This is a genomic window from Paenarthrobacter sp. NPDC089322 (assembly GCF_040684895.1).
Taxonomy (GTDB): Bacteria; Actinomycetota; Actinomycetes; order Actinomycetales; family Micrococcaceae; genus Arthrobacter.
In genome coordinates, this window is sequence record NZ_JBFBGW010000006.1 from 180487 (window position 1) to 201804 (window position 21318).

The 21318-nt window shown below is 63.1% G+C and carries 15 protein-coding genes; 9 read left to right on the forward strand and 6 right to left on the reverse strand.

What is annotated here, in order from left to right; all coding sequences use genetic code 11:
* Positions 1-9: 9 nt before the first annotated feature.
* Both AB0N65_RS09205 and AB0N65_RS09210 read right to left on the reverse strand, forming a co-directional pair.
* Positions 10-1764, reverse strand: a complete 1755-nt coding sequence (locus AB0N65_RS09205) for a hypothetical protein (protein WP_364160339.1) — start codon at positions 1762-1764, stop codon at positions 10-12.
* Positions 1765-1907: 143 nt separating this feature from the next.
* Positions 1908-3662, reverse strand: a complete 1755-nt coding sequence (locus AB0N65_RS09210) for a CDP-glycerol glycerophosphotransferase family protein (RefSeq protein ID WP_364160341.1) — start codon at positions 3660-3662, stop codon at positions 1908-1910.
* Positions 3663-4115: 453 nt separating this feature from the next.
* Here AB0N65_RS09210 and AB0N65_RS09215 point away from each other — a divergent pair, with 453 nt between their 5' ends.
* Entirely contained in the window at positions 4116-4805 is a 690-nt protein-coding gene (locus tag AB0N65_RS09215; RefSeq protein ID WP_364160343.1) for a 4'-phosphopantetheinyl transferase superfamily protein, read from the forward strand.
* A 4-nt stretch (positions 4806-4809) separates the two neighbouring features.
* Here the strand turns inward: AB0N65_RS09215 and AB0N65_RS09220 are convergent, their stop codons facing one another.
* The 4 genes from AB0N65_RS09220 to AB0N65_RS09235 form a co-directional block, all read right to left on the reverse strand.
* Entirely contained in the window at positions 4810-6153 is a 1344-nt protein-coding gene (locus tag AB0N65_RS09220) for a M1 family metallopeptidase (RefSeq protein ID WP_364160345.1), read from the reverse strand.
* Between the two features lie 12 nt (positions 6154-6165).
* Positions 6166-10122 (reverse strand): Pls/PosA family non-ribosomal peptide synthetase, encoded by a 3957-nt coding sequence (locus tag AB0N65_RS09225; RefSeq protein WP_364160347.1) that lies wholly within the window; start codon positions 10120-10122, stop codon positions 6166-6168.
* Positions 10123-10240: 118 nt separating this feature from the next.
* Positions 10241-11206, reverse strand: a complete 966-nt coding sequence (locus tag AB0N65_RS09230; RefSeq protein ID WP_364160349.1) for a quinone oxidoreductase — start codon at positions 11204-11206, stop codon at positions 10241-10243.
* A gap of 84 nt (positions 11207-11290) precedes the next feature.
* On the reverse strand, positions 11291-12379 hold the full coding sequence (locus tag AB0N65_RS09235; RefSeq protein WP_364160351.1) for an acyl-CoA desaturase: 1089 nt from the start codon (positions 12377-12379) through the stop codon (positions 11291-11293).
* Between the two features lie 173 nt (positions 12380-12552).
* Here AB0N65_RS09235 and argC point away from each other — a divergent pair, with 173 nt between their 5' ends.
* The 8 genes from argC to argH all read left to right on the forward strand — a co-directional run bounded on the left by argC (position 12553) and on the right by argH (position 21266).
* Positions 12553-13584 carry an N-acetyl-gamma-glutamyl-phosphate reductase gene (gene argC / locus AB0N65_RS09240; RefSeq protein ID WP_364160353.1) on the forward strand — a complete coding sequence of 344 codons (1032 nt, stop codon included), beginning with the start codon at positions 12553-12555 and terminating at the stop codon, positions 13582-13584.
* On the forward strand, positions 13581-14747 hold the full coding sequence (gene argJ / locus AB0N65_RS09245) for a bifunctional glutamate N-acetyltransferase/amino-acid acetyltransferase ArgJ (protein ID WP_364160355.1): 1167 nt from the start codon (positions 13581-13583) through the stop codon (positions 14745-14747). Before argC ends, argJ begins: the two co-directional genes overlap by 4 nt.
* 9 nt (positions 14748-14756) lie before the next feature.
* Entirely contained in the window at positions 14757-15716 is a 960-nt protein-coding gene (gene argB / locus AB0N65_RS09250; protein ID WP_364160357.1) for an acetylglutamate kinase, read from the forward strand.
* Entirely contained in the window at positions 15713-16987 is a 1275-nt protein-coding gene (locus tag AB0N65_RS09255) for an acetylornithine transaminase (RefSeq protein ID WP_364160359.1), read from the forward strand. The genes argB and AB0N65_RS09255 overlap by 4 nt, the downstream gene beginning before the upstream one ends.
* Entirely contained in the window at positions 16984-17991 is a 1008-nt protein-coding gene (argF, locus tag AB0N65_RS09260; protein ID WP_364160361.1) for an ornithine carbamoyltransferase, read from the forward strand. The genes AB0N65_RS09255 and argF overlap by 4 nt, the downstream gene beginning before the upstream one ends.
* On the forward strand, positions 17991-18527 hold the full coding sequence (locus AB0N65_RS09265) for an arginine repressor (protein WP_364160363.1): 537 nt from the start codon (positions 17991-17993) through the stop codon (positions 18525-18527). The genes argF and AB0N65_RS09265 overlap by 1 nt, the downstream gene beginning before the upstream one ends.
* A gap of 64 nt (positions 18528-18591) precedes the next feature.
* Positions 18592-19794, forward strand: a complete 1203-nt coding sequence (locus AB0N65_RS09270) for an argininosuccinate synthase (RefSeq protein ID WP_364160365.1) — start codon at positions 18592-18594, stop codon at positions 19792-19794.
* Positions 19791-21266, forward strand: a complete 1476-nt coding sequence (gene argH / locus AB0N65_RS09275) for an argininosuccinate lyase (RefSeq protein WP_364160367.1) — start codon at positions 19791-19793, stop codon at positions 21264-21266. The genes AB0N65_RS09270 and argH overlap by 4 nt, the downstream gene beginning before the upstream one ends.
* The last annotated feature ends 52 nt before the right edge of the window (positions 21267-21318 follow it).

Consider the following 21318-nt stretch of genomic DNA (forward strand, 5'->3'; position numbering starts at 1 on the left):
TGCTTAGTCCTAGTAGGCATCCGCCATCATTTCCCCGGCAGCGGCAATATCTTCCGCCGTCGTCAACATAATGGAGCTCTCGGGCCAGTCCACCGCCTGGAGAGCTTCCACGGCCTCTTTGATGGGCCCAACATCGTGAAGCACCATGAGCAGCCGTCTTGCACCCGAAGCGATGACAAACCTCAAAGGCATGAGGTCAGCCAGCTCCCAGCCGTCCAGGGGCTGCACCACCGCAATGTGTGAGGCCCTGTGGGATCCGCGGTCGATGGTGATCATGGAGATATCAGATTCAACATCCGCGACGAAATGAATTTCCATGGTGTCGCCATCTACATTGGCAGGGCTGCAGCGGTAGAGGTATCGGCTGAGACGGTCACCTTCCAAGACAACGTAAGGCTGCGAATGCTTTGCTTCGAGCTCCAATGTGGATGCGTCGACGTCACAGCGTTCCACGTGCCCTGAAGCCTTGAAGGTTGGACTGGGCAAGCGGCCTGTCCATAGGGTCCCGGCAGGCTCAATCGCGACCACGGCTGCAAGCGTGTCAGTGGGATCGTAGGCTGGGTACAGTTGCTGGCTCTCAGTGGTGTACTTCAGAAACCCGTAGGAGTGTTGGGAGATCAACTGCCTGAAGCGCGTGCTTCCCAGCCATCCCTCGATAAACCAGTTCGCTTCGTTGATCTTCGATCCGGTCTGGTCCACGCGCGCCTGCAACTGGATGCCGTGCTCCTGAGGGAAAGCCCGAATTTCTTCACAGGAAAAAGTCTGGTGCTGGGGACCGCGGAGGAAGCCGCGGATTATGCCCAGCATAGCGGGCAACGCCGTCCGCGCCACGGAAGAGTGTTCGCCGTCGACACGGTACTTCGTAAGATTCGGGACGTCTTTTACGAGTTCGATGAGTGAGTGATTACTGAGTTCGTCCGAGTTTGTGTAGAAATAGTCGATTTTCCGTCCCTCGCGGAAGTATCGGCGCAGGTTATGCTCGGGTTGCTCAATGTCGCGGAGTGCGCTGTTCAGGAAAAGGTTGTCGCGAAAGAAGGGTTTGTTGAAGTAGTACGGCAAATTCATTTGCGGGACTGCCAGCAATAGTTGCGCCGCCGGAAAGTCTTTCGCGTAGTGGATGGCGATGCTGCCACCTTTGGAGGCTCCGAAGAACAGCATGCGGGCAGGATCGATGTCGTACCGGGCTCGAAGTTCCTCGATGGCTTGGGTAACCCGATCGAAGAGCGGTCTGCCGGCGTTATCTGCCACCATGTAAGACCCCGCTGACAAATAGCGGTCCTGGAAGCACACCATGAGAGTGTCTTTCAGGTCGGCATCGACGATGTCCTTAAGGTAGCTAACGGCATAGGAAACTCTGGACGTTGACGGCCCGAAGCCCGGGAATGTGAGTAGCAACTTCCTGGGGTTCACGGTGTTCCCGCGCAATGAGTAGTAGATGTCCCCGTGCTGCTCCACTCCGTACTGGTGATCGTACTTAATTTGTTGGGGAGTGGTGAATGCTCCGCGGCCGATCGTCAATTCGTAGGGTGCGTCGATGTCCAGGGAGAATCGGGCAGGATCTTTTGACGTGACAATAATGTTTCGATATTCGAGAGGGAATCCTCGGGCCGGAGCTTCTATCAAGTTCCCATAGATGATCTGGCCGTCCTGTAGAAGGCGGAAGGCTCTGCCAATGTGCTTCTGCCACTCAGGGATCCGCAGCCTGGCAAAGTATGTACCGGACGGCAGGCTTTCGGAAGCGAGCCTTCTGAAGCTGCCTTCCAAGTTCCTGGCCTTCAAAAGTCGCCGTACAGGTGTGCTCGGTGGCGACGCCAGGACTGTGCGTGCAATGGCGGTGCCCGTCTGTGAGTATGCAACCTTCACAGCCAGTCCACGGACTGTTCGTTTTATCCTCCGAATCTTCGCCATCACAGACTCAGCATCCTCTCTATGATTTTTGCGTTGATGCTTTTCGGGTCCACGCCGTGGAAAAAGTTCGCACGGCGTTGTGCAAACTTTTCATGTGGATGCGCATAAAGTTCCTGAACGATGTGCCTGATCAATTCGTCGTGTTCGATGAATACGGGACCGAGGCCGTCCTGGCTGTAGTCGACCCGGCCTTCATAGGGTTGATCCCGGAAAAACTCTTGCGCGTCCCAGTGATAGTACGCGATGGGTTTGCCCACAAAAGCTGCGTCAAGCACTGCTGAGCTGTAGTCGGTGAAGACCAGTTCTGCCGAAGCTATTGCGTCCCTATAGCTCAGATCCGACTTGACGACGTTCTTCGAGAAGCTGAATTGGTTGGCCCTCTTTTCCACATTTGGATGAAGTTTCACTTGCAGGTTCCGACCGGTCCTTTCAAGGAACGTGAGCAGCATCGGATCTGTCAGGACAGCCTCAATCGCACGGAAGTACTGTGAGCGTTCGAATAGTTCGGTGGAGGCCTGATGCAGGTTGAAACGCCATGTTGGCATGAAGAGGAGGTGTTGCGGTTTGTGCCCTTCCTGAGCCAAGGCTTCGAATCGGGGGAGTCCGGAGTTCAGGGTTTCCACGGGCGCAATTCCACGCATGTACTCGGCCTCGAGCTGGCCCGTGGTGACAAACACGTCAAAGTACTTGGAAAAGACCCAATCTGTCATGTCATTGAGTTGAATCCCATGCTGGAGGTACACGAAGCGGGAATTTGCGAAGGACTTGCCGCGGTACCGGATATTGTAGATCTGCGACGACACCACTACGTCCGAGATCAGGAACTTTTCATAGAATTCCGTAGTAAATATCGGGATAAGCTTGAAGCCCTTCCTGGCCAACCGGTCCCAATCGGCGGATTTTGGATTCAATGCGAAGTAGGCTTCGGTAAACTCCGGGTGCGTTGCCGTGAAATATTGGTACAGGTGCTCGGCGTTGTCGTCGGCTTGAAGCGGCCTATCAAAGAAAATGATTGTGGATGCAGGCGTGATAGGCCGCTCGTAGAAGTCGTAACTGGCAGCGTGGGTATAGCCGGGCCTGAGCTCTCGCGGCCTGTAGGACCTATCGATGGTCATAGTGTCGTTTCCGAACTGCAACCGGTAAAGAGGTGTCCCGGCGCCGGCCTCGACCCCACCCTCTTCGAACACCAGGTAGGAGTCACGCTCGCTCAGTTGCTTGTAGAGGTACATGTTCACGTCGGGTGCATCCAGCCACCGGATCCACGCGGCTTCCACAGGTTGCAGGGGTTCAACCCACGTCAGTAGCTCGACCAGCCGAAACGTGCGGATGAGGTCCCGGAGATGGCCCAAACGCACGCTTCCGGTCTTTTGGGCACGCATGCCTCGAAGGTAGAGAGCGAGATAGCGTGTTAGGTAGAGCCGCAATTCCTCCGAGGAAGACGGAATCAGCGGGACCAGGCGCGCGGTGTCGGGAGCCACTCGCAGACCGATTGCCGCCTTGGTATCCGACGCCACCGAAAAACCGGTTTCCTGCGGTTTCACCGTTCCGACCGACCAATACAGCCGGTAGGCCAGGTACAGTGCTGATCGATCGACGTCCCCGATGGCCTCGAGCGCATCCACGAGTCGCTTGACGTTGAATGAAACGCCGAAAATATCGGTATCGCGTGCATAAAAATACGCTTGGTCAATCTTTGTTGCACCGACATTGCCCGGCAGGTTTCCTGTGTAGATAACCGGCTCGGCAAGATACACCGTCCGCGTCTGTAGATATTCGATCATGGTGGTTAGGAAGTTGGGCGAAACCTGGTGGGATGCCCTCATGAACACCACGTACTTGGTGTCAATGGACCTACAAATTCCGGCCACGCCACTTGTTGTCAGCCGCTCCCGAACATGGAGAATTCTGAACTGCTCTTCGTAGCGGAGGCGCCCAGAAATTATCCGCCTGTACAGGACTGATTCGCGGTCGAGGCCCTCGGGAGCCTCAAGCACTATGGTGAGCAGGGGTTCCATAGCTGTCATGTGCTCCTCAGCGAAGATAGCTGGTGGCGTGGCCGTTTTACACGGAACTCCGCCTTCTTTATGGTCCATACGGAGTTAAGTGGGCTGTCTACTGGAATCGTGACGCTGATGAGGGGATTAAGTTTTCAAGGCTCCTTATGACCGTCAGCTTGGGCGGGAACATGGCCTTCTATAGTTAGAGGCGTGACTCAAGCGGCACCGCCTAATAATGAGGACGCGGTCCTGATCGACGGCGTCGGGCTTGAGTTGCGCAGGTTGCATGAGAGTCCGCTGCTTGAAACCACTCTTCAGCACTTGGACCACGCAGCTCAGCAGCGTGCGCTCCGGCTCGTCGCCGCCCGGGACCGCAATGAATTCGTGGCCGGGAGGCTTGCCCTCCAGCGATTCGCCGCGCACCTGCTCCGGATCGATCCGGCTGAGCTCGTGCCGGACTATCACTGCCCGCAGTGCGGTCCCGGCCAGGATCACGGACGCCCGGGTTACATGCTCGACGGCGGTCCCGCGCCTTTGCTGCTCAGCGCCTCACGGGCGTCCGGCTGGGTGCTGCTGGCCGGCGTCGTGCGTCCAACGGAAGGCCTCCGGCTGGGAGTGGACCTTGAAGCGCTAGACGCTGCCGGCTTCGATGGCTTCGACAACGTCGCCCTGACCGTAGGCGAGAGGGACTTCCTGGCGTCCATCCCGAAGAAACAGCAGGCCGGGCAGCGGGCGCGTTTGTGGGCGCGCAAGGAAGCCTGGCTGAAGATGACCGGTGAAGGCCTGAGACGAAACCCGGCCGAGGTGGACGTGCTGAAGCGTCCGGGGTTGCGGGACGTAGGCACTGTCGGCGGACTGGCGCTACCGGACGGACTCGTTGCCGCATTGGCGCTCGGCTAGCTCCCTATCGAGCTGCGGGGAGGGGCGGAAGCGGCTTTTCGTAGAGCCAGGGGCGCAGTATTGCGGCAGTATCGCAGCCCGGAATGAACGCATCTGCCGCCATGATGAAAGACTCCGTGGAAACGGAGCCGTGACGGTTCTCTGCCGTCCAGTGCTGGAGGAAGCCAAAGAATGCCTGGTCACCTATCGCCATGCGTAAGGCATGGACTGCGAGGGCGCCTCGCTTATATACGCGGTCGTCGAACATGAGCTCCGGGCCGGGGTCGCCGACCAACAGGTCCTGGGGGGAGACCTCGAGCTTCTTCCAAGCCGCCATGGCCCGGTCCGCTATGGTCATGACTCCCGACTCTTCCGACCACAACCACTCGGCATAGCAGGCGAAGCCCTCGTGGAGCCAGATGTCCTTCCAACCGCTGACAGTGAGTGAGTTCCCAAACCATTGGTGCGAGAGTTCGTGCGCGATGAGGCGCTGGGCCTCCCACGTGTCGCGCATGTGGTTGCGGCCGAAGATGGACAATGTCTGGGCTTCGAGCGGGATCTCGAGTTCGTCCTCGGTGACCACGGAGGTGTAGTCCGTAAAGGGGTAGGGACCAAAGCAGTCCTCGAAGGTCCGCATCATGTCAGGCTGGCGGCGAAGGCCGTTCCGTGCTTCCTCTGCCAGGTCCACGGGGACAGCGGCGAACTGGGGAACACGGTGATGCGTTTCCGCGTCGTTGAGGGGAATGACGCTGTAGCGGCCGATCTGCACGGTAGCGAGATAGGTGGCCATGGGTTCGGCGTGTTCGTAAACCCACGTTTCACGGCTCGACTTCCGTGTCCTGGACACCAGGCGGCCGTTGCACACCGGCCGATAATTGTCGTCGGTGGTCACGGAGATCAGGAATGTGGACTTATTGCGCGGATGGTCGTTGCAGGGAAACCACGAGGCCGCACCGTTGGGCTGTCCGGCCACCAACACGCCATCGTTCAATTCCTCCCAGCCAACGTCGCCCCACAGGCCCCTGCGTGGTTGGGGGTTGCCGTCGTATCGGATGTCGAGGACAAACTGCTGGTCGGCCTTTAAGGGGACGGCAGGCGTAACAACGAGGTGCTCGGCCCGGTGGGAGAACTTTTGGGGTTTCTTTCCATCAAGCTGAATTTTTGAAGCCCGCAGGCCAACGAGGTCCAGGACAAGCCGGCCGACGGATTCCAGTGCCGTGCAGCGGAGAACAGCCCTGCCGATCAGCTTGTTGCTGCCCAATCTGACGTCAAGGTCCAACTCGTACCGGTCTACGCGATAACCGGTGCTGCCGTGGTCCAGCGTGTACGGGTCGGTTCCTGCTGTGGGAGTGGTGATCGGTGCAGTCATGGTCAGCCCAATCTACTTGAGACGGGCAGCTTGCGCAGACGGACCCACCCAAGGACTGACCGGGTTCCCCATCCAATATGTTCCTGCGGGGACAGTTTCTCCACGCATCACCAAGGAAGCCGGCCCCACGGTTCCACCGTCACCAATGCTTGCGGCGGGGAGGATGACGCCGTGCGGACCCATCGTCGCTCCGTTACCGAGGGTCACGGTGTCGATGCTCATGACCCTGTCGTGGAACAGGTGCGTTTGGACAACACAGCCCCGGTTGACGGTGGAGTTCTCGCCGAGCGTCACGAGGTCGGCCTCGGGCAGCCAGTAGCTTTCACACCACGTTCCGCGGCCGATCTTCGCGCCGAGTCCGCGAAGCCACCACACCAGGGCAGGTGTTCCTGCGGCCGAGCGGGCAAACCACGGAGCACTGACCATCTCAATGAATGTATCCACAACCTCATTGCGCCAAATGAAGGAACTCCACAGCGGGTGCTCGCCGGTACGGATGGATCCGACGAGGATCCACTTGGCCACTACGGAACTCAACGCGGCAACGGCACCTGCCAACAGCATCACAACGCCGCCCAGGAGTGCGGCGATCCAGTAGCCCCGGTTCCCTGCGATCCAGTCGAGGGCAAGCATCACGCCAACGGCGATGGCCACTGTCAGGATGACTGGAACGAGCCGGCACAGCTCCCAGAGCGCCCGTGCCACCTTGAGCTTGGCCGGCGGTTGGAAGGTGCGGGTCTGGTCGGCATCGACGGCGGTGCGGCGCAACCTGACAGGCGGGCTACCCAGCCAGGATGTTCCGGACTTCGCCTTGGCCGGGGTGGCAGACAGTACCGCCACCAGTGAGTTCTTTGGCACGTTGCGGCCGGCGGCGGTCATGCCTGAGTTGCCCAGGAAGGATCGTTTTCCGATTTTGGCCGGGGCGATCTTCATCCATCCGCCGCCAAGCTCGTAGGATGCCACCATTGTGTCGTCGGCCAGGAAGGCGCCGTCACCGATGGTTGTCATCCGGGGTACCAGGAGAACGGTGGAGGCTTCCACGTTCTTCCCGACCTTGGCACCAAGAAGGCGCAGCCAGACAGGAGTGAACAAACTGGCGTAGACAGGGAAAAGCAGGTCCCGCGCCATATCCAGGAGGCGTTCCGTGGCCCATACCTGCCACCCGACGCGGCTGCGAACCCGGTGGTAGCCTTCCTTGAGTCCGAGGCCCAGTAAGCGGGCAACAACCAGGATCAGTAGGAGATTGCCGAAGAACCACGTGAGGGCAGCCAGCGGCAAGGCGGCGGCAATCTGGGGCAAGGCCGATAGCAACGAGTCGTGGCCCCGGATGAACGCCAGGACGACCAAGGCGCCTGCAAAGGCGGAAACGTAAGGAATCAGCGCCAGGAGGGCCGAAGCGCCTGCGAAAGCGGTGAGCCACAAACGGTCCACCGCGGATCGGCGGCCGGGTGCTTCCGGCCACTCAGTCTTCGCCTTGCCGCGTCGCTCTGCGGGAGATCCGGCCACGAGGTGCCCCGCTTTCACCTTGCCGAACACCGCAGAACCTGCTTCGACGTGGGCGCCGGCGCCGATGGTGGCACCGGGCATGAGCGTGCTCCGGGAGCCCACGACGGCGCCGGCTCCCACGTGGATCTGGCCTATGTGGACGGAATCGCCATCCACCCACCAGCCGGAGAGATCGACCTCGGGTTCCACGTTGGCGCCGCTTCCGAGCGAAAGAAGGCCCGTGACCGGTGGGAGGGAGTGAAGGTGGACGTCCTTGCCGATCCTGGCGCCCAAAGCGCGTGCGTAGTAGGGAACAAAGGGCGCGCTGGCCAATCCGATGGCACCGGAGAGGTCCTGGATCTGCTCCGCCAACCAGAGCCGCAAGTGCGTCTTGCCGGAGCGCGGATAGGTTCCAGGCTCAACCCTTCCCAAGAGCAAGCGGGCCGCGAGGACCGAAATCGCCATCCGGCCGAAGGGGCTCACGAAGACCAACCAGGATGCGGCGATCCACCACCACGAAACCACAGGTGCGGCGGCGAAACCTGCGAAGTCGGCCAACAACCGGTTTGCGGCCATAAGGTACGTCAGCCAACGCATGCCTACAAGGATGTGCAGCGGCACGCCCATGAGGACCTGGAAGACCTGCGATTTCCGTGCCGTGGGACGAACGGTGCGCTCCGCAGCGGGGCCCGGCGCGCCGCCGTCGGGAATCGACTGGCGCGCGGCGTCGACCAAGGCGCCGACGCGCGGCGTAGCGTAGATGTCTGCCACCGTGATGCTCGGGTAGCGGACCCGGAGCGCGGAGACGAGTTGGGCTGCGGCCAGGGAGCCGCCGCCATATGCGAAGAAGTCCGCGTCGAGTGACCCTACCGGGCTGCCCAGTACGGACTCCCACTGCTCCACTATCCAGCGTGCGTCGTCAGCGAGGTTCAGGGGAGCGTGGCTTGCTTCGGTGGCGGCTGCGCCGGCAAGGGGCCAGGGGAGTGCGTGGCGGTCCACTTTGCCGCTGGTTTTTGTGGGCAGCGATTCGACGGTTGTCAGCAGGGGGACCAGAGCGGCAGGGAGGCTCTCGCCCAGCAAGTGGCGTGCCTTGTCCAGGTCGAGGTCGTAGCCGTCGGCGGGGGCAAGGTAGCCCACCAGGATCTGGTTGCCGGCCGTGGTGGTCTGCACTGCGGCCGCGGCGCCCGCGACGCCCGGCAGGGATTGCAGGGCGGCGTCCACTTCGCCGAGTTCGATGCGCCGCCCGCCAAGTTTTACTTGCTCGTCGGCGCGGCCCAAGAAGATCAGCCCCTCGTCTTCAAAGCGCACCAAGTCGCCGGACCGATAGGCGCGCTCCCAACCGAGCGTCGGCATGGGGGCGTACTTCTCGGCGTCCTTGGCGGGGTCCAGGTAGCGGGCGAGTCCCACGCCGCCGATAATCAATTCGCCGACTTCCCCCTCGGCCACGGGAACGCCGTCGGAATCGACGACGGCGAGGTCCCAGCCGTCCAGCGGCAGCCCTATCCGTACGGGGCCTGGTCCGCCCAGCGGTGCTGCGCAGGCGACGACTGTCGCCTCGGTTGGTCCATAGGTGTTCCAGACCTCGCGGCCTTCCACGGCGAGCCGCACAGCAAGTTCGGGAGGGCACGCCTCGCCGCCGAAAATGAGGAGACGGACATTCTCCAAGGCTTCCGCAGGCCACAGGGCAGCAAGGGTGGGAACGGTGGAGACCACGGTGATTCCGTGGTTGATAAGCCACGGCCCAAGGTCCATGCCGGTTCGCACCAAGGCACGGGGAGCGGGGACCAGGCAAGCACCGTGGCGCCAAGCGAGCCACATCTCTTCGCAGGAAGCGTCGAACGCCACGGACAAGCCGGCAAGCACCCGGTCCTGGGGTCCGATGGGTTCGGCTTGGAGGAAGATCCGCGCTTCCGCGTCCACGAAGGCAGCGGACGATCGGTGCCTAACCGCCACGCCTTTGGGCGTCCCGGTGGAACCGGACGTGAAAATGATCCAGGAATCGTCGTCAAGCCCCGGCTTGCCGGCCGCTGCAAGAGGCTCCCGTGCACCTCCGGACAGCTCAACAGCCAGGCCGGCCCCGATCACCGCCCCTACCTTGGCTTCGCCGAAAACCAGGCGTGCTCGCTCGTCGGGGTCATCCGCGTCCACCGGGACGTACGCCGCCCCGGCCATGAGAATTCCGAGGATTGCGATGTAGAGCTCGTTGGTACCCGAGGGGATGCGGACGCCGATCCTGTCACCGCGTCCCAGGCCGGCTGCGTTCAGTCGGCCCGCGAACCCACGGACTGCTGCAAGCAACTCGGTGTAGCTCAAGGAGCGGTGGCCATCGTCCAAGGCCGAGGCTTCGGGGAACGTCGCGGCGGTGTTCTCCAGGATGTCCACCAGCGTGCGCTCGGCAGGGGCTGCAGCGCCGCCCGGAAGCTGGGGGCGGTAGGTAGTAAGGGCGGGGGTATGCCCGTCCCCAACGGGTTGTTCAGTACTCACCGAGCCAGCTTTCCGCAGAAAGGTGAACAAAAGGTGTCAGACGTTTCCTGCACGTCACATTTTGTTGCGCTGTCGTTCGCTTGATAGTTGCCGGCCGTTGGGAATTTCACTTGCCCGGTCAGGGCACCAGCAGCACCTTGCCTGTGGTGCGGCGGCCTTCGAGGTCACGGTGAGCCTGCGCAGCCTCGGAGAGGGCGTAGGTTGCGCCGATGCGGACGGCGAGTGTGCCCTTGGCTGCGGCTTCGAAGATCTCTGCGGATCGCCACCTGCGCTCATGCGTGTTCTGGAGGAAGTGACCCATGGTCGGGCGCGTCAGGGTCAGGGAGCCGCCGGAGTTAAGCCTTTGGGGGTCGAACGGGGGTACCGGTCCGGATGCCGCACCAAAGAGAACCATGGCGCCCCGGATACGCAGGCTCCTGAGTGAATCGTCGAACGTGTCCTTGCCGACGCCGTCATACACCACGTTCACGCCTTCGCCGTCGGTAAGTTCCCGCACTTTGTCGGCAAAGCCGTCGTATCGGAGAACTTCGTCAGCACCGGCGAGCTTGGACAGATCCGCTTTCTCGTCCGACGAGACGGTGGTGATGACCCTCGCGCCCCGCGCCTTCAGCAACTGCGTCAGGAGCAGCCCTACTCCGCCGGCGCCGGCGTGCAGGAGCACCGTGTGTCCCGGCTCCACGCGGAACGATGAATTCATCAGATAGTGGGCAGTAATGCCTTGGAGCGGCAGGGCTGCGGCCGTATGGTCATCGACGCCGGCAGGAACCGGCAGCGCTTTGGTCGCGTCGACGACGGTGTACTCTGCGTAGGTTTTCGCACCCTCCGCCGTGGCGATCCTGTCTCCTACGGCAAACTCTTCAACGCCCTCGCCTACTGCCGCTACGGTCCCTGCCGCCTCCGCGCCGGGGGTAAACGGATACTCGACTTTGTAGGTGCCGCTTCGCTGATACGTCTCGATGAAGTTGACCCCTGCAGCTGCAACTTTGACCAGCAACTGTCCCGGCCCCGGGGCCGGCGGCTCGGCAGATGCATATTCGAGGACTTCAGGTCCCCCGGGCTGCTGTGCAACGATCGCGTGCGTCATGGTGGCTCCTCACTCCGGGACGGTCCTTCCGGTGCCCGGTTCCAGATCCATCCTAGGGAGGTCGGTGCCCCCGGCGTCGAACGCTCAGCGGCGTCCGTGCGTCGAGGCGACCGGGCAATCGAAGCCGCGACCGGCAGCGAGGCCAACCTCATTGAGGTAGGTCACGACGATTCCATATGACTGGGGCAACGTGGTTTCGGTATACGGGATCGAGTGCTTCGTGCAGAAAGCGCGGACGATCGCCGCAGCGCGGTGGAGTTGCGGACGCGCCATGTCAGGGAACAGGTGGTGCTCCACTTGCCGGTTGAGGCCACCGAGGAGGAAGTCCATGAACCGACCTCCCGAAATGTTCCGGGACGTGAGGACCTGGCGGCTGAGGAAGTCCACGCGGCTGTCTGCAGGCAGGACCGGCATCCCCTTGTGGTTGGGAGCGAAAGAGGCACCCATGTAGAAGCCGTAGACCATGATCTGCACAGCCAGGAAGGCGAAGGCCATTCCGAGGGGGAGGAAGGTGAAGGCCAGCACAGGCAGCGCTGCCAGCCGGGCCACGAGGATTGGTGTCTCAACCCAGCGGTGACGCACCTTTGCCTTGCTGAAGACGAAGCGCAAGGAGTCGAACTGCAGGCTCAGGCCGAGGAGGGTAAGGAGCGGAAAGAAGAAGAGGCCCTGCCTCCTCGTCAGGAAGGCAAGCCGGCCCTTGCGCTCTACGGCCGCTTCCTCGTAGAAGACCAACGCATTGTTTCGGATGTCGGGATCCTTGGAGATGACGTTGGGGTGGTTGTGGTGCGCCCCGTGTTTTTGCTCCCACCATGAATAGCTGATGCCGGCGACGCCCGTGGCGAGCAGCCGCGCGGACCAGTCATTGGCGCGGCGGGAGGCAAAGATCTGCTTGTGTCCTGCCTCGTGTGCCAGGAAGCTCAGTTGCGTGCAGAAGATCCCCAGTGCTGCGGCGATCAGGAGCTGGTACCAGGAATCTCCCAGCAGGGCGAACCCGAGCCAGGTGCCCGCCATGAGGAGCATGAGGGCCACGAAAAGCCAGATATAGAAACCGCTGCGCCGTTCGAGGAGGCCGGCAGCCTTCACGCTCTTGAGGAGCTCCGAATAGCTGTGCACAAGGGGGTTGGGCTGAATCGCGCGCGGCTTGGGGCGTTCAGTAGTGGACGTGGGTGCCATGAATGTGCCCCGTATCGCTAACGGGCAACGCTGCAGCCGACGTTCGGACTGCACGGTCTGGATCACCCTTCTTCAAGCATACGTCTTTATGGCTAACCGTCCGGCCGGCACTACTTTGCGAGGGCATGCATAATTATCGGCAACCATGAATACTTTTGCTGTATCATGAAGCCATGACTATTTCTGTTGCCGTCTCCGGTGCCAGCGGGTACGCCGGGGGAGAAGTGCTGCGTCTGCTGGCGAATCATCCGAACGTCACCATCGGCGCGATCACCGCGCACAGCAACGCCGGTTCCAGACTAGGGGAGTTGCAGCCCCATCTCCACGGTTTGGCCAGCCGGATTCTCGAAGACACCACAGTGGAAAACCTCTCCGGTCACGACGTCGTCTTCCTGGCGCTGCCGCATGGGGCCTCGGCGGAAATCGCCGCCCAACTGCCTGAGGGCACAGTAGTCATCGACGCCGGCGCGGACCACCGCTTGCAGGACGCCGCCGCGTGGGAAAAGTTCTACGGATCCGCGCATGCGGGCACGTGGCCCTACGGGCTGCCGGAACTTCCCGGACAACGCGAGACGCTGAAGGGTGCCACGCGCATCGCCGTACCCGGCTGCTACCCGACGTCGGCCCTGCTCGCTTTGACGCCCGGGTTCGCCAACAACCTCCTCTTGACCGACGACGTCGTGATCGTTTCGGCGTCCGGTACCTCCGGGGCCGGCAAAGCGGCCAAAGTCAATCTCATTGGTTCCGAGGTCATGGGCTCCATGAGCCCCTACGGCGTGGGTGGCGGCCATCGCCACACGCCCGAGATTGAACAGGGGCTGTCCAACGCCGCCGGCGAGCCGGTGACGGTTTCCTTCACCCCGACGCTGGCCCCCATGGGCCGCGGAATCCTCACCACTGCCACGGCAAAGGTCGGGCACGGCGTCACCGCGGCCGAACTTCGCCAGGCTTGGGCGGACGCCTATGACGACGAGCCGTTCGTGCACCTGCTCCCTGAAGGCCAGTGGCCCACCACCAAATCGGTGCAGGGATCAAACCACGCCGTCATGCAGTTGGCCTTCGATGCCCACACCGGCCGCGTGATAGTGACATGCGCCATCGACAACCTCACCAAGGGGACCGCAGGCGGAGCCGTGCAGTCCATGAACATCGCCCTCGGCCTGGATGAAACCGCCGGCCTGAACCTTCAGGGAGTTGCCCCGTGACCATTACCGCCCCCAAAGGATTCCGCGCAGCAGGCGTGAAGGCCGGCATCAAGGCTTCAGGCAACCCGGACCTCGCCCTCGTTGTCAACGACGGCCCGCTTAAAGCCGCAGCAGCCGTCTTCACGTCGAACCGCGTCGCCGCCGCACCGGTGCACTGGTCCCGCCAGGTGGTCACGGACGGTCGCGTGGATGCCGTGATCCTCAACTCCGGTGGTGCGAACGCCTGCACCGGCCCGCAGGGTTTCCAAAACACGCACGCCACCGCAGAGAAAGTAGCCGAGGTTCTGGGAGTCTCCGCTTCGGACGTCGTGGTGTGCTCTACCGGCCTCATCGGCGAGCAATTGCCGATGGACAAGATTCTGCCGGGTGTTGAAGCAGCCTTCAAGGAACTCTCAGAGGACGGCGGCGCGGCCGCAGCAACAGCCATCATGACCACGGACAGCGTCCCAAAGGAAGCCGTCTTCACGGGCAAGGACGCTGAAGGAAAGGCCTTCACGGTAGGCGGTATCGCCAAGGGAGCCGGCATGCTGGCGCCCGGCCTGGCCACGATGCTGGTTGTCCTCACCACCGACGCGGAAGTGCCGGCCAATGAACTGGACGTCGTCCTCCGAGACGCCACACGCGTCACCTTCGACCGCGCCGACTCGGACGGTTGCATGTCCACCAACGACACCGTGGTGCTGTTGGCCTCGGGCGCGTCGGAATCGCTGCCATCCGCCGAGCAGCTCAGCGAAGCCGTCACCCGGGTGTGTGCTGAGTTGGCCCGGAAGCTCATTGGCGACGCCGAGGGTGCCAGCCACGACATCGCCATCCGGACCTTCAATGCAGCCAGTGAACGTGACGCCGAGATCGTGGGCCGTTCCGTAGCACGCTCCAACCTCTTCAAGGCGGCCATCTTCGGCAAGGACCCCAACTGGGGCAGGGTCCTCTCCGCCGTAGGAACCACGGACGCCGTCTTCGAGGCCGATCAGCTCAACGTTTCAATGAACGGCGTCCGGATCTGCCGGAACGGCAGCATCGGCGATGACCGGAACCTCGTGGACCTCGAGCCACGTGAAGTGCTCGTCGAAATCGACCTGCAGGCCGGCGACGCCGAAGCCACCATCTGGACCAATGACCTCACGCACGACTACGTGCATGAGAACAGCGCGTACTCGAGCTAAGGGATGACTGTGACGGCACATACGCGCGAGACGACGTCCATGAGCGCTGCCCAGGACAAAGCTGCCACCTTGATCGAGGCTTTGCCGTGGATCCAGCGATTCGCGGGCACCACCATGGTGATCAAGTACGGCGGTAACGCCATGGTCAACGATGACCTCCGGCGTGCGTTCGCTGAGGACATCGTCTTCCTCCACCACGTTGGCATCCACCCCGTAGTAGTCCACGGCGGCGGTCCGCAGATCAATTCAATGCTGGGTCGTCTGGGTATCGAGTCCGAGTTCAAGGGCGGCCTGCGGGTTACGACGCCCGAAGCCATGGACGTGGTGCGCATGGTGCTGACCGGCCAGGTTGGCCGCGAACTTGTCGGCTTGATCAACTCGCACGGACCGTACGCTGTTGGAATGTCGGGCGAGGACGGCGGGCTGCTGCGCGCTGTCCGCACCGGCACCGTGGTGGACGGCGAAGAGGTGGACCTCGGCCTGGTAGGCGAGGTAGTCGGCGTCGACCCTGCGGGAATCAAAGACATCCTCGACGCCGGTCGCATCCCGGTGATTTCCACCGTCGCCCCCGAAATCGTGGATGAGAGCAACGGAGGAGATGGTGCACACGGCTACCAAACCACGGGCCAGGTCCTGAACGTCAACGCGGACACCGCGGCAGCCGCAGTGGCCTCCGCATTGGGTGCTTCCAAGCTCGTCATCCTGACGGACGTGGAAGGCCTGTACGCCAACTGGCCGGACAAGTCCTCGCTGATCTCCTCGCTGACCGCGTCGGAGCTGCGGGAGATGTTGCCGAGCTTGGAGTCCGGCATGATCCCCAAAATGGCAGCGTGCCTCAAAGCAATTGACGAAGGCGTGGAACGCGCACACATCGTGGACGGCCGCCTGCCGCACTCCATGCTGTTGGAAACCTTCACGACGGCCGGCATCGGCACCCAAGTAGTACCTGACGAGGACGTGAACGCATGAGCACCAACGAAGCAGCAGTGGTCGAAACTCCGGCCGACGCCATCACCGGGCACAGCAGCGGCGCGGACTGGCTTTCCCGGTATTCGTCATCCCTCATGGGTGTCTTCGGCACGCCGCAACGTGTCCTCGTGCGCGGGGCCGGCTGCCTCGTCTGGGACGCTGACGGCAAGGAATACCTGGACCTCCTTGGCGGCATTGCCGTGAACGCGCTGGGGCACGCCCACCCGTTCGTTACCTCAGTCATCTCGAGCCAGCTCGCCACGCTTGGCCACGTCTCAAACTTCTTCACCAGCCCCACCCAGATCGCGCTCGCCGAAAAGCTGCTGGCCATCAGCAACGCACCCACAGGTTCCAAGGTGTTCTTTGCCAACTCCGGCACGGAAGCCAACGAAGCCGCGTTCAAGCTGGCCCGTCGCAACAGCGATGGTCCCCACGGCAAGCGCACCAAGATTATTGCCCTTGAAGGTGCCTTCCACGGCCGGACGATGGGCGCCTTGGCTCTGACGGCGAAGGAGGCCTACCGCACGCCCTTCGAACCGTTGCCTGGTGGCGTGGTCCACATTCCGTTCGACGACATCGATGCCCTGCGTGCCGCCGTCGACGATTCCACCGCAGCCGTCTTCCTGGAACCGATCCAAGGTGAAGCAGGCGTCCGGCCGCTCAGTGCGGAGTACCTGCGAGCTGCCCGTGAAATCACGTCTGCCGCCGGCGCCCTGCTGATCCTGGATGAAGTGCAAACCGGCATCGGCCGAACCGGCAAGTGGCTCGCCAGCGAAGACGCCGGCATCGTCCCGGACGCGATCACCCTCGCCAAGGGGCTGGGCGGCGGCTTCCCGGTGGGTGCCTTGATCACTTTTGGAAGTTCGACGTCGGCACTGCTTGCCGCCGGCCAGCACGGCACAACGTTCGGCGGAAACCCTGTAGCAACTGCCGCGGCACTGGCCACCTTGCACGCGATCGAAAGCCAGGGCGTCCTGCAGAACGTCCGGACGATCGGGGCGCACATACGGGCAGGTCTGGCAGCCACCGACGCCGTTACCGAAGTCCGTGGCGAAGGCCTCCTGATCGGCTTCGACGTCAACGCAGACATTGCGCCCGCAATGGTTACTGCGGCGCTGGATGCCGGCTTCATCGTCAACAGCCCGGGTCCACACACCATCCGGCTGGCCCCTCCGCTCATCCTGACCTTTGAACAGGCTGACCGTTTCCTGGCAGCCCTGCCAGGGCTGATTGCCACAGCTACCGCCACCACCGCTAAGGACGCACAGTGACAACTTCCATCAGCACCCGGCACTTCCTGAAGGACACGGACCTGACCCCCGCCGAGCAGGCGGAGGTCCTGGAACTCGCTGTTCGAATGAAGGCAGCACCGTTCAGCGTGCAGCCCTTCGCCGGTGACGGCAACGGCCGCAAGACCGTGGCCGTCATCTTCGACAAGACGTCCACCCGCACGCGGGTTTCCTTTGCCACCGGCATCGCGGACATGGGCGGGAACGCCCTCATCATCAACCCCGGCGAAGCCCAGATCGGTCACAAGGAATCCGTGGAGGACACAGCCAAGGTCCTGGAGCGGATGGTGTCCACCATCGTGTGGCGGACAGGTGCGCACTCCGGACTGGTCGCCATGGCAGAGAACTCCAAGGTGCCCGTCATCAACGCGTTGTGCGACGATTACCACCCCTGCCAGCTCCTCGCAGACCTGCTCACCGTCAAAGAGCGCAAGGGCGAACTTGCCGGACTGACCATGGCCTACCTCGGGGACGCCGCCAACAACATGGCAAACTCGTACCTCCTGGCCGGTGTCACAGCGGGAATGCATGTCCGTATCTCCGGACCGGAGGGCTACCTTCCGGCGGCAGGGATCGTGGCCGTGGCTGAGCAGCGCGCGGCTGAAACCGGCGGTTCGGTGCTTATTACGAGCGACGCCGCCGAGGCCCTCAAGGGCGCCGACGTCGTGGCCACGGACACGTGGGTCTCCATGGGCCAGGAAGCCGAAAAGGAAGCCCGCCTGCAGTTGTTCCGCGACTACTCTGTGGACGAGGCCGCCATGGCACAGGCTGCACCGGACGCCGTCGTGCTCCATTGCCTGCCCGCCTACCGGGGCTATGAGATCTCGGCCGGCGTCATCGACGGCCCGCAGTCCATCGTGTGGGACGAAGCCGAGAACCGCCTCCATGCCCAGAAGGCACTCATGGCGTGGCTCATGCACCGCTCGGGCCTGGCATTCGTCGAGGGCCTGGCTCCCGTTGAAGGAACCGGCGAAAGCACATTCTAGTGTCCACGAATCCAGCAGTACCGGGCGTCAGCCCAGCCACCAAGACCGCACGCCAGGCGCGCATCACGGCGATCTTGACGGGAGAGTCCGTCCGGTCGCAGGCGGAGCTCGCGGCCCTGCTGGCGGACGACGGCGTGCAGGTCACCCAGGCGACGCTGTCGCGGGACCTGGTGGAACTTGGTGCTGTCCGGGTCCGTGGCAAGGACGGGGCGCTTGTGTACGCTGTGCCGGGGGAGGGCGGCGACCGCAACGCCAAGAGCGGCGTCACCCAGGAAATCCTGGACGCCCGCCTTGCCCGGCTGTGCGGGGAGCTGCTTGTCACTGCCGAGGCTTCGGGCAACATTGTGGTGCTGCGAACGCCGCCAGGAGCCGCCAACTTCCTTGCCCTGTCCATCGACCACTCCGTCATGCCCTCTGTTTTGGGTACGATCGCAGGCGACGACACCGTCCTGCTGGTGGCGCGGGATCCGGATGGCGGGGCCGAACTGGCCGCACGCTTCCTTCGCCTCGCTGAAGAAGCCGGGCCCGCCAACTAAGCCGCAACGGCGACTATCAAGACTTTGAGACAAAACAACCAAGCAACAACAAAGGAGCACTCTCGTGACTGAGCGCATTGTTCTGGCCTACTCCGGTGGCCTTGATACGTCCGTAGCCATCGGCTGGATCGGTGAAGCAACCGGCGCCGAGGTCATCGCCGTGGCCGTCGACGTCGGACAGGGCGGCGAGTCCCTTGAGACCATCCGCCAGCGCGCCCTCGGTTGCGGCGCCGTCGAAGCCTACGTTGCGGACGCCCGTGACGAGTTCGCCAACGAGTACGCCATGCCGACCCTGAAGGCCAACGCCCTCTACCAAGGCCACTACCCGCTGGTCTCCGCCATTTCCCGCCCGGTCATCGTCAAGCACCTCGTGAAGGCTGCCCGTGAATTCGGCGCAACCACTGTTGCTCACGGCTGCACCGGCAAGGGCAACGACCAGGTCCGCTTCGAAGTGGGTATCCAGACCCTCGGGCCGGACCTGAAGTGCATCGCACCTGTCCGTGACCTCGCCCTCACCCGCGACAAGGCGATCGCCTTCGCCGAGGAGAAGGGCCTGCCGATCGAGACCACCAAGAAGAACCCGTACTCGATCGACCAGAACGTCTGGGGACGCGCCGTCGAGACCGGCTACCTCGAGGACATCTGGAACGCTCCCACCAAGGACATCTACGACTACACCGCCACTCCGGAATTCCCGCCGGCACCGGACGAGGTCACCATCTCCTTCCAGGCCGGCATTCCGGTAGCAATCGACGGCGTCAAGGTCTCCCCGTTGCAGGCCATCCAGGAACTGAACCGCCGCGCCGGTGCCCAGGGCGTTGGCCGCATCGACGTCGTCGAAGACCGTCTCGTAGGCATCAAGTCCCGCGAAATCTACGAGGCTCCCGGCGCGATGGCGCTCATCACCGCGCACAAGCACCTCGAGGACGTCACCATCGAGCGTGAGCAGGCCCGCTTCAAGGCAACGGTGGGCCAGCGGTGGGCCGAGCTCGTGTACGACGGCCAGTGGTTCTCCCCGCTGAAGCGCTCCCTCGACGCGTTCATTGAAGACACACAGAAGTACGTCTCCGGCGACATCCGCATGGTGCTCCACGGTGGCCAGGCCATCGTCAACGGCCGCCGCTCGGACACCTCGCTGTACGACTTCGATCTCGCCACCTACGACACCGGCGACACCTTCGACCAGTCCATGGCACGCGGTTTCATCGAGCTGTGGGGCATGTCCTCCAAGGTCGCCTCGGGCCGCGACTTGCGGGTTGCGGAGTGAGTCCACAGCAGGGCCCACGAACGCCGGGGTCCCCGGCCGAGCGAAGCGAGGTTGGGGCGCGTTCGGGGACAAACGAAGGCGCACTGTGGGGTGGCCGGTTCGCCGGCGGCCCCGCGGATGCGCTGGCCGCTCTGAGCAAGTCCACGCACTTTGACTGGCGGCTGGCCCGCTACGACATTGCCGGTTCCAAGGCGCACGCCCGTGTGCTCCACAAGGCCGGACTGTTGGACGACGCGGAACTTGAAGGCATGCTGAAGGCTCTTGCCCAATTGGATGAGGACGTCGCCAGCGGCGCGTACCTTCCGGCCGAGAGCGACGAGGACGTCCACGGTTCATTGGAACGCGGACTGATCGAGCGGGCCGGTGCCCAGCTCGGTGGCAAGCTTCGCGCCGGACGTTCGCGCAACGACCAAGTGGCAACGCTGGGCCGCATGTTCCTGCGTGACCATGCGCGGATCATCGCCCAGGGTGTCCTCGCTACGATCGAAGCCCTCGTCGAGCAGGCCAAAGCACACCAAGGCGTGGCCATGCCCGGCCGCACGCACCTGCAGCATGCCCAGCCTGTACTCCTGAGCCACCACTTGCTGGCCCACGCCTGGGCGCTGCTGCGTGACGTCCAGCGGCTTCAGGACTGGGACAAGCGTGCCGGTGTTTCGCCATATGGTTCCGGGGCACTGGCTGGTTCTTCCCTGGGCCTGGATCCCGAAGCGGTGGCCGCGGACCTTGGTTTCTACTCCGCGTCCCACAACTCGATCGACGGCACCGCCTCCCGCGATGTCTTCGCTGAGTTCGCGTGGGTGTGCTCCATGATCGGCGTGGACCTGTCCCGCATCTCCGAGGAAGTCATTTTCTGGGCCACCAAGGAGTTCTCCTTCGTGACCCTGCATGACTCCTATTCCACGGGGTCCTCGATCATGCCGCAGAAGAAGAATCCGGACGTCGCCGAGCTCGCGCGAGGGAAGGCAGGGCGCCTCATCGGCAACCTGACCGGCCTGCTGGCCACTCTCAAGGGTCTGCCGCTCGCGTACAACCGCGATTTGCAGGAAGACAAGGAACCGGTGTTCGATGCCGCCGACACGCTGGAGCTGCTGCTGCCGGCCGTGTCAGGCATGATCGCCACGCTCACGTTCAACCGTGAGCGGATGGAATCGCTCGCACCCCAGGGCTTCGCCCTCGCGACGGACATCGCCGAATGGCTCGTCCGCCAAGGCGTTCCATTCCGCGAAGCCCACGAGCTTTCCGGTGCTGCCGTCAAGCAGGCGGAAAGCCGCGGGGTTGAACTCTGGGACCTGACTGACGAAGAGTACGCAGCGATTTCCGAGCACCTGACGCCCGAAGTCCGCAGCGTCCTCAGCACGGAAGGTTCGCTCAACAGCCGCAACTCGCAGGGCGGAACGGCGCCGGCCGCCGTCGAACGCCAGCTCAAGGCACTCGAAGCTGAACTCGAAGCCGCGCGCTCCTACGCGGCCTAGCGCTGTGCAAGCAGGGCGGGATGGTGCCGGTAGGCGCCGTCCCGCTATGCGT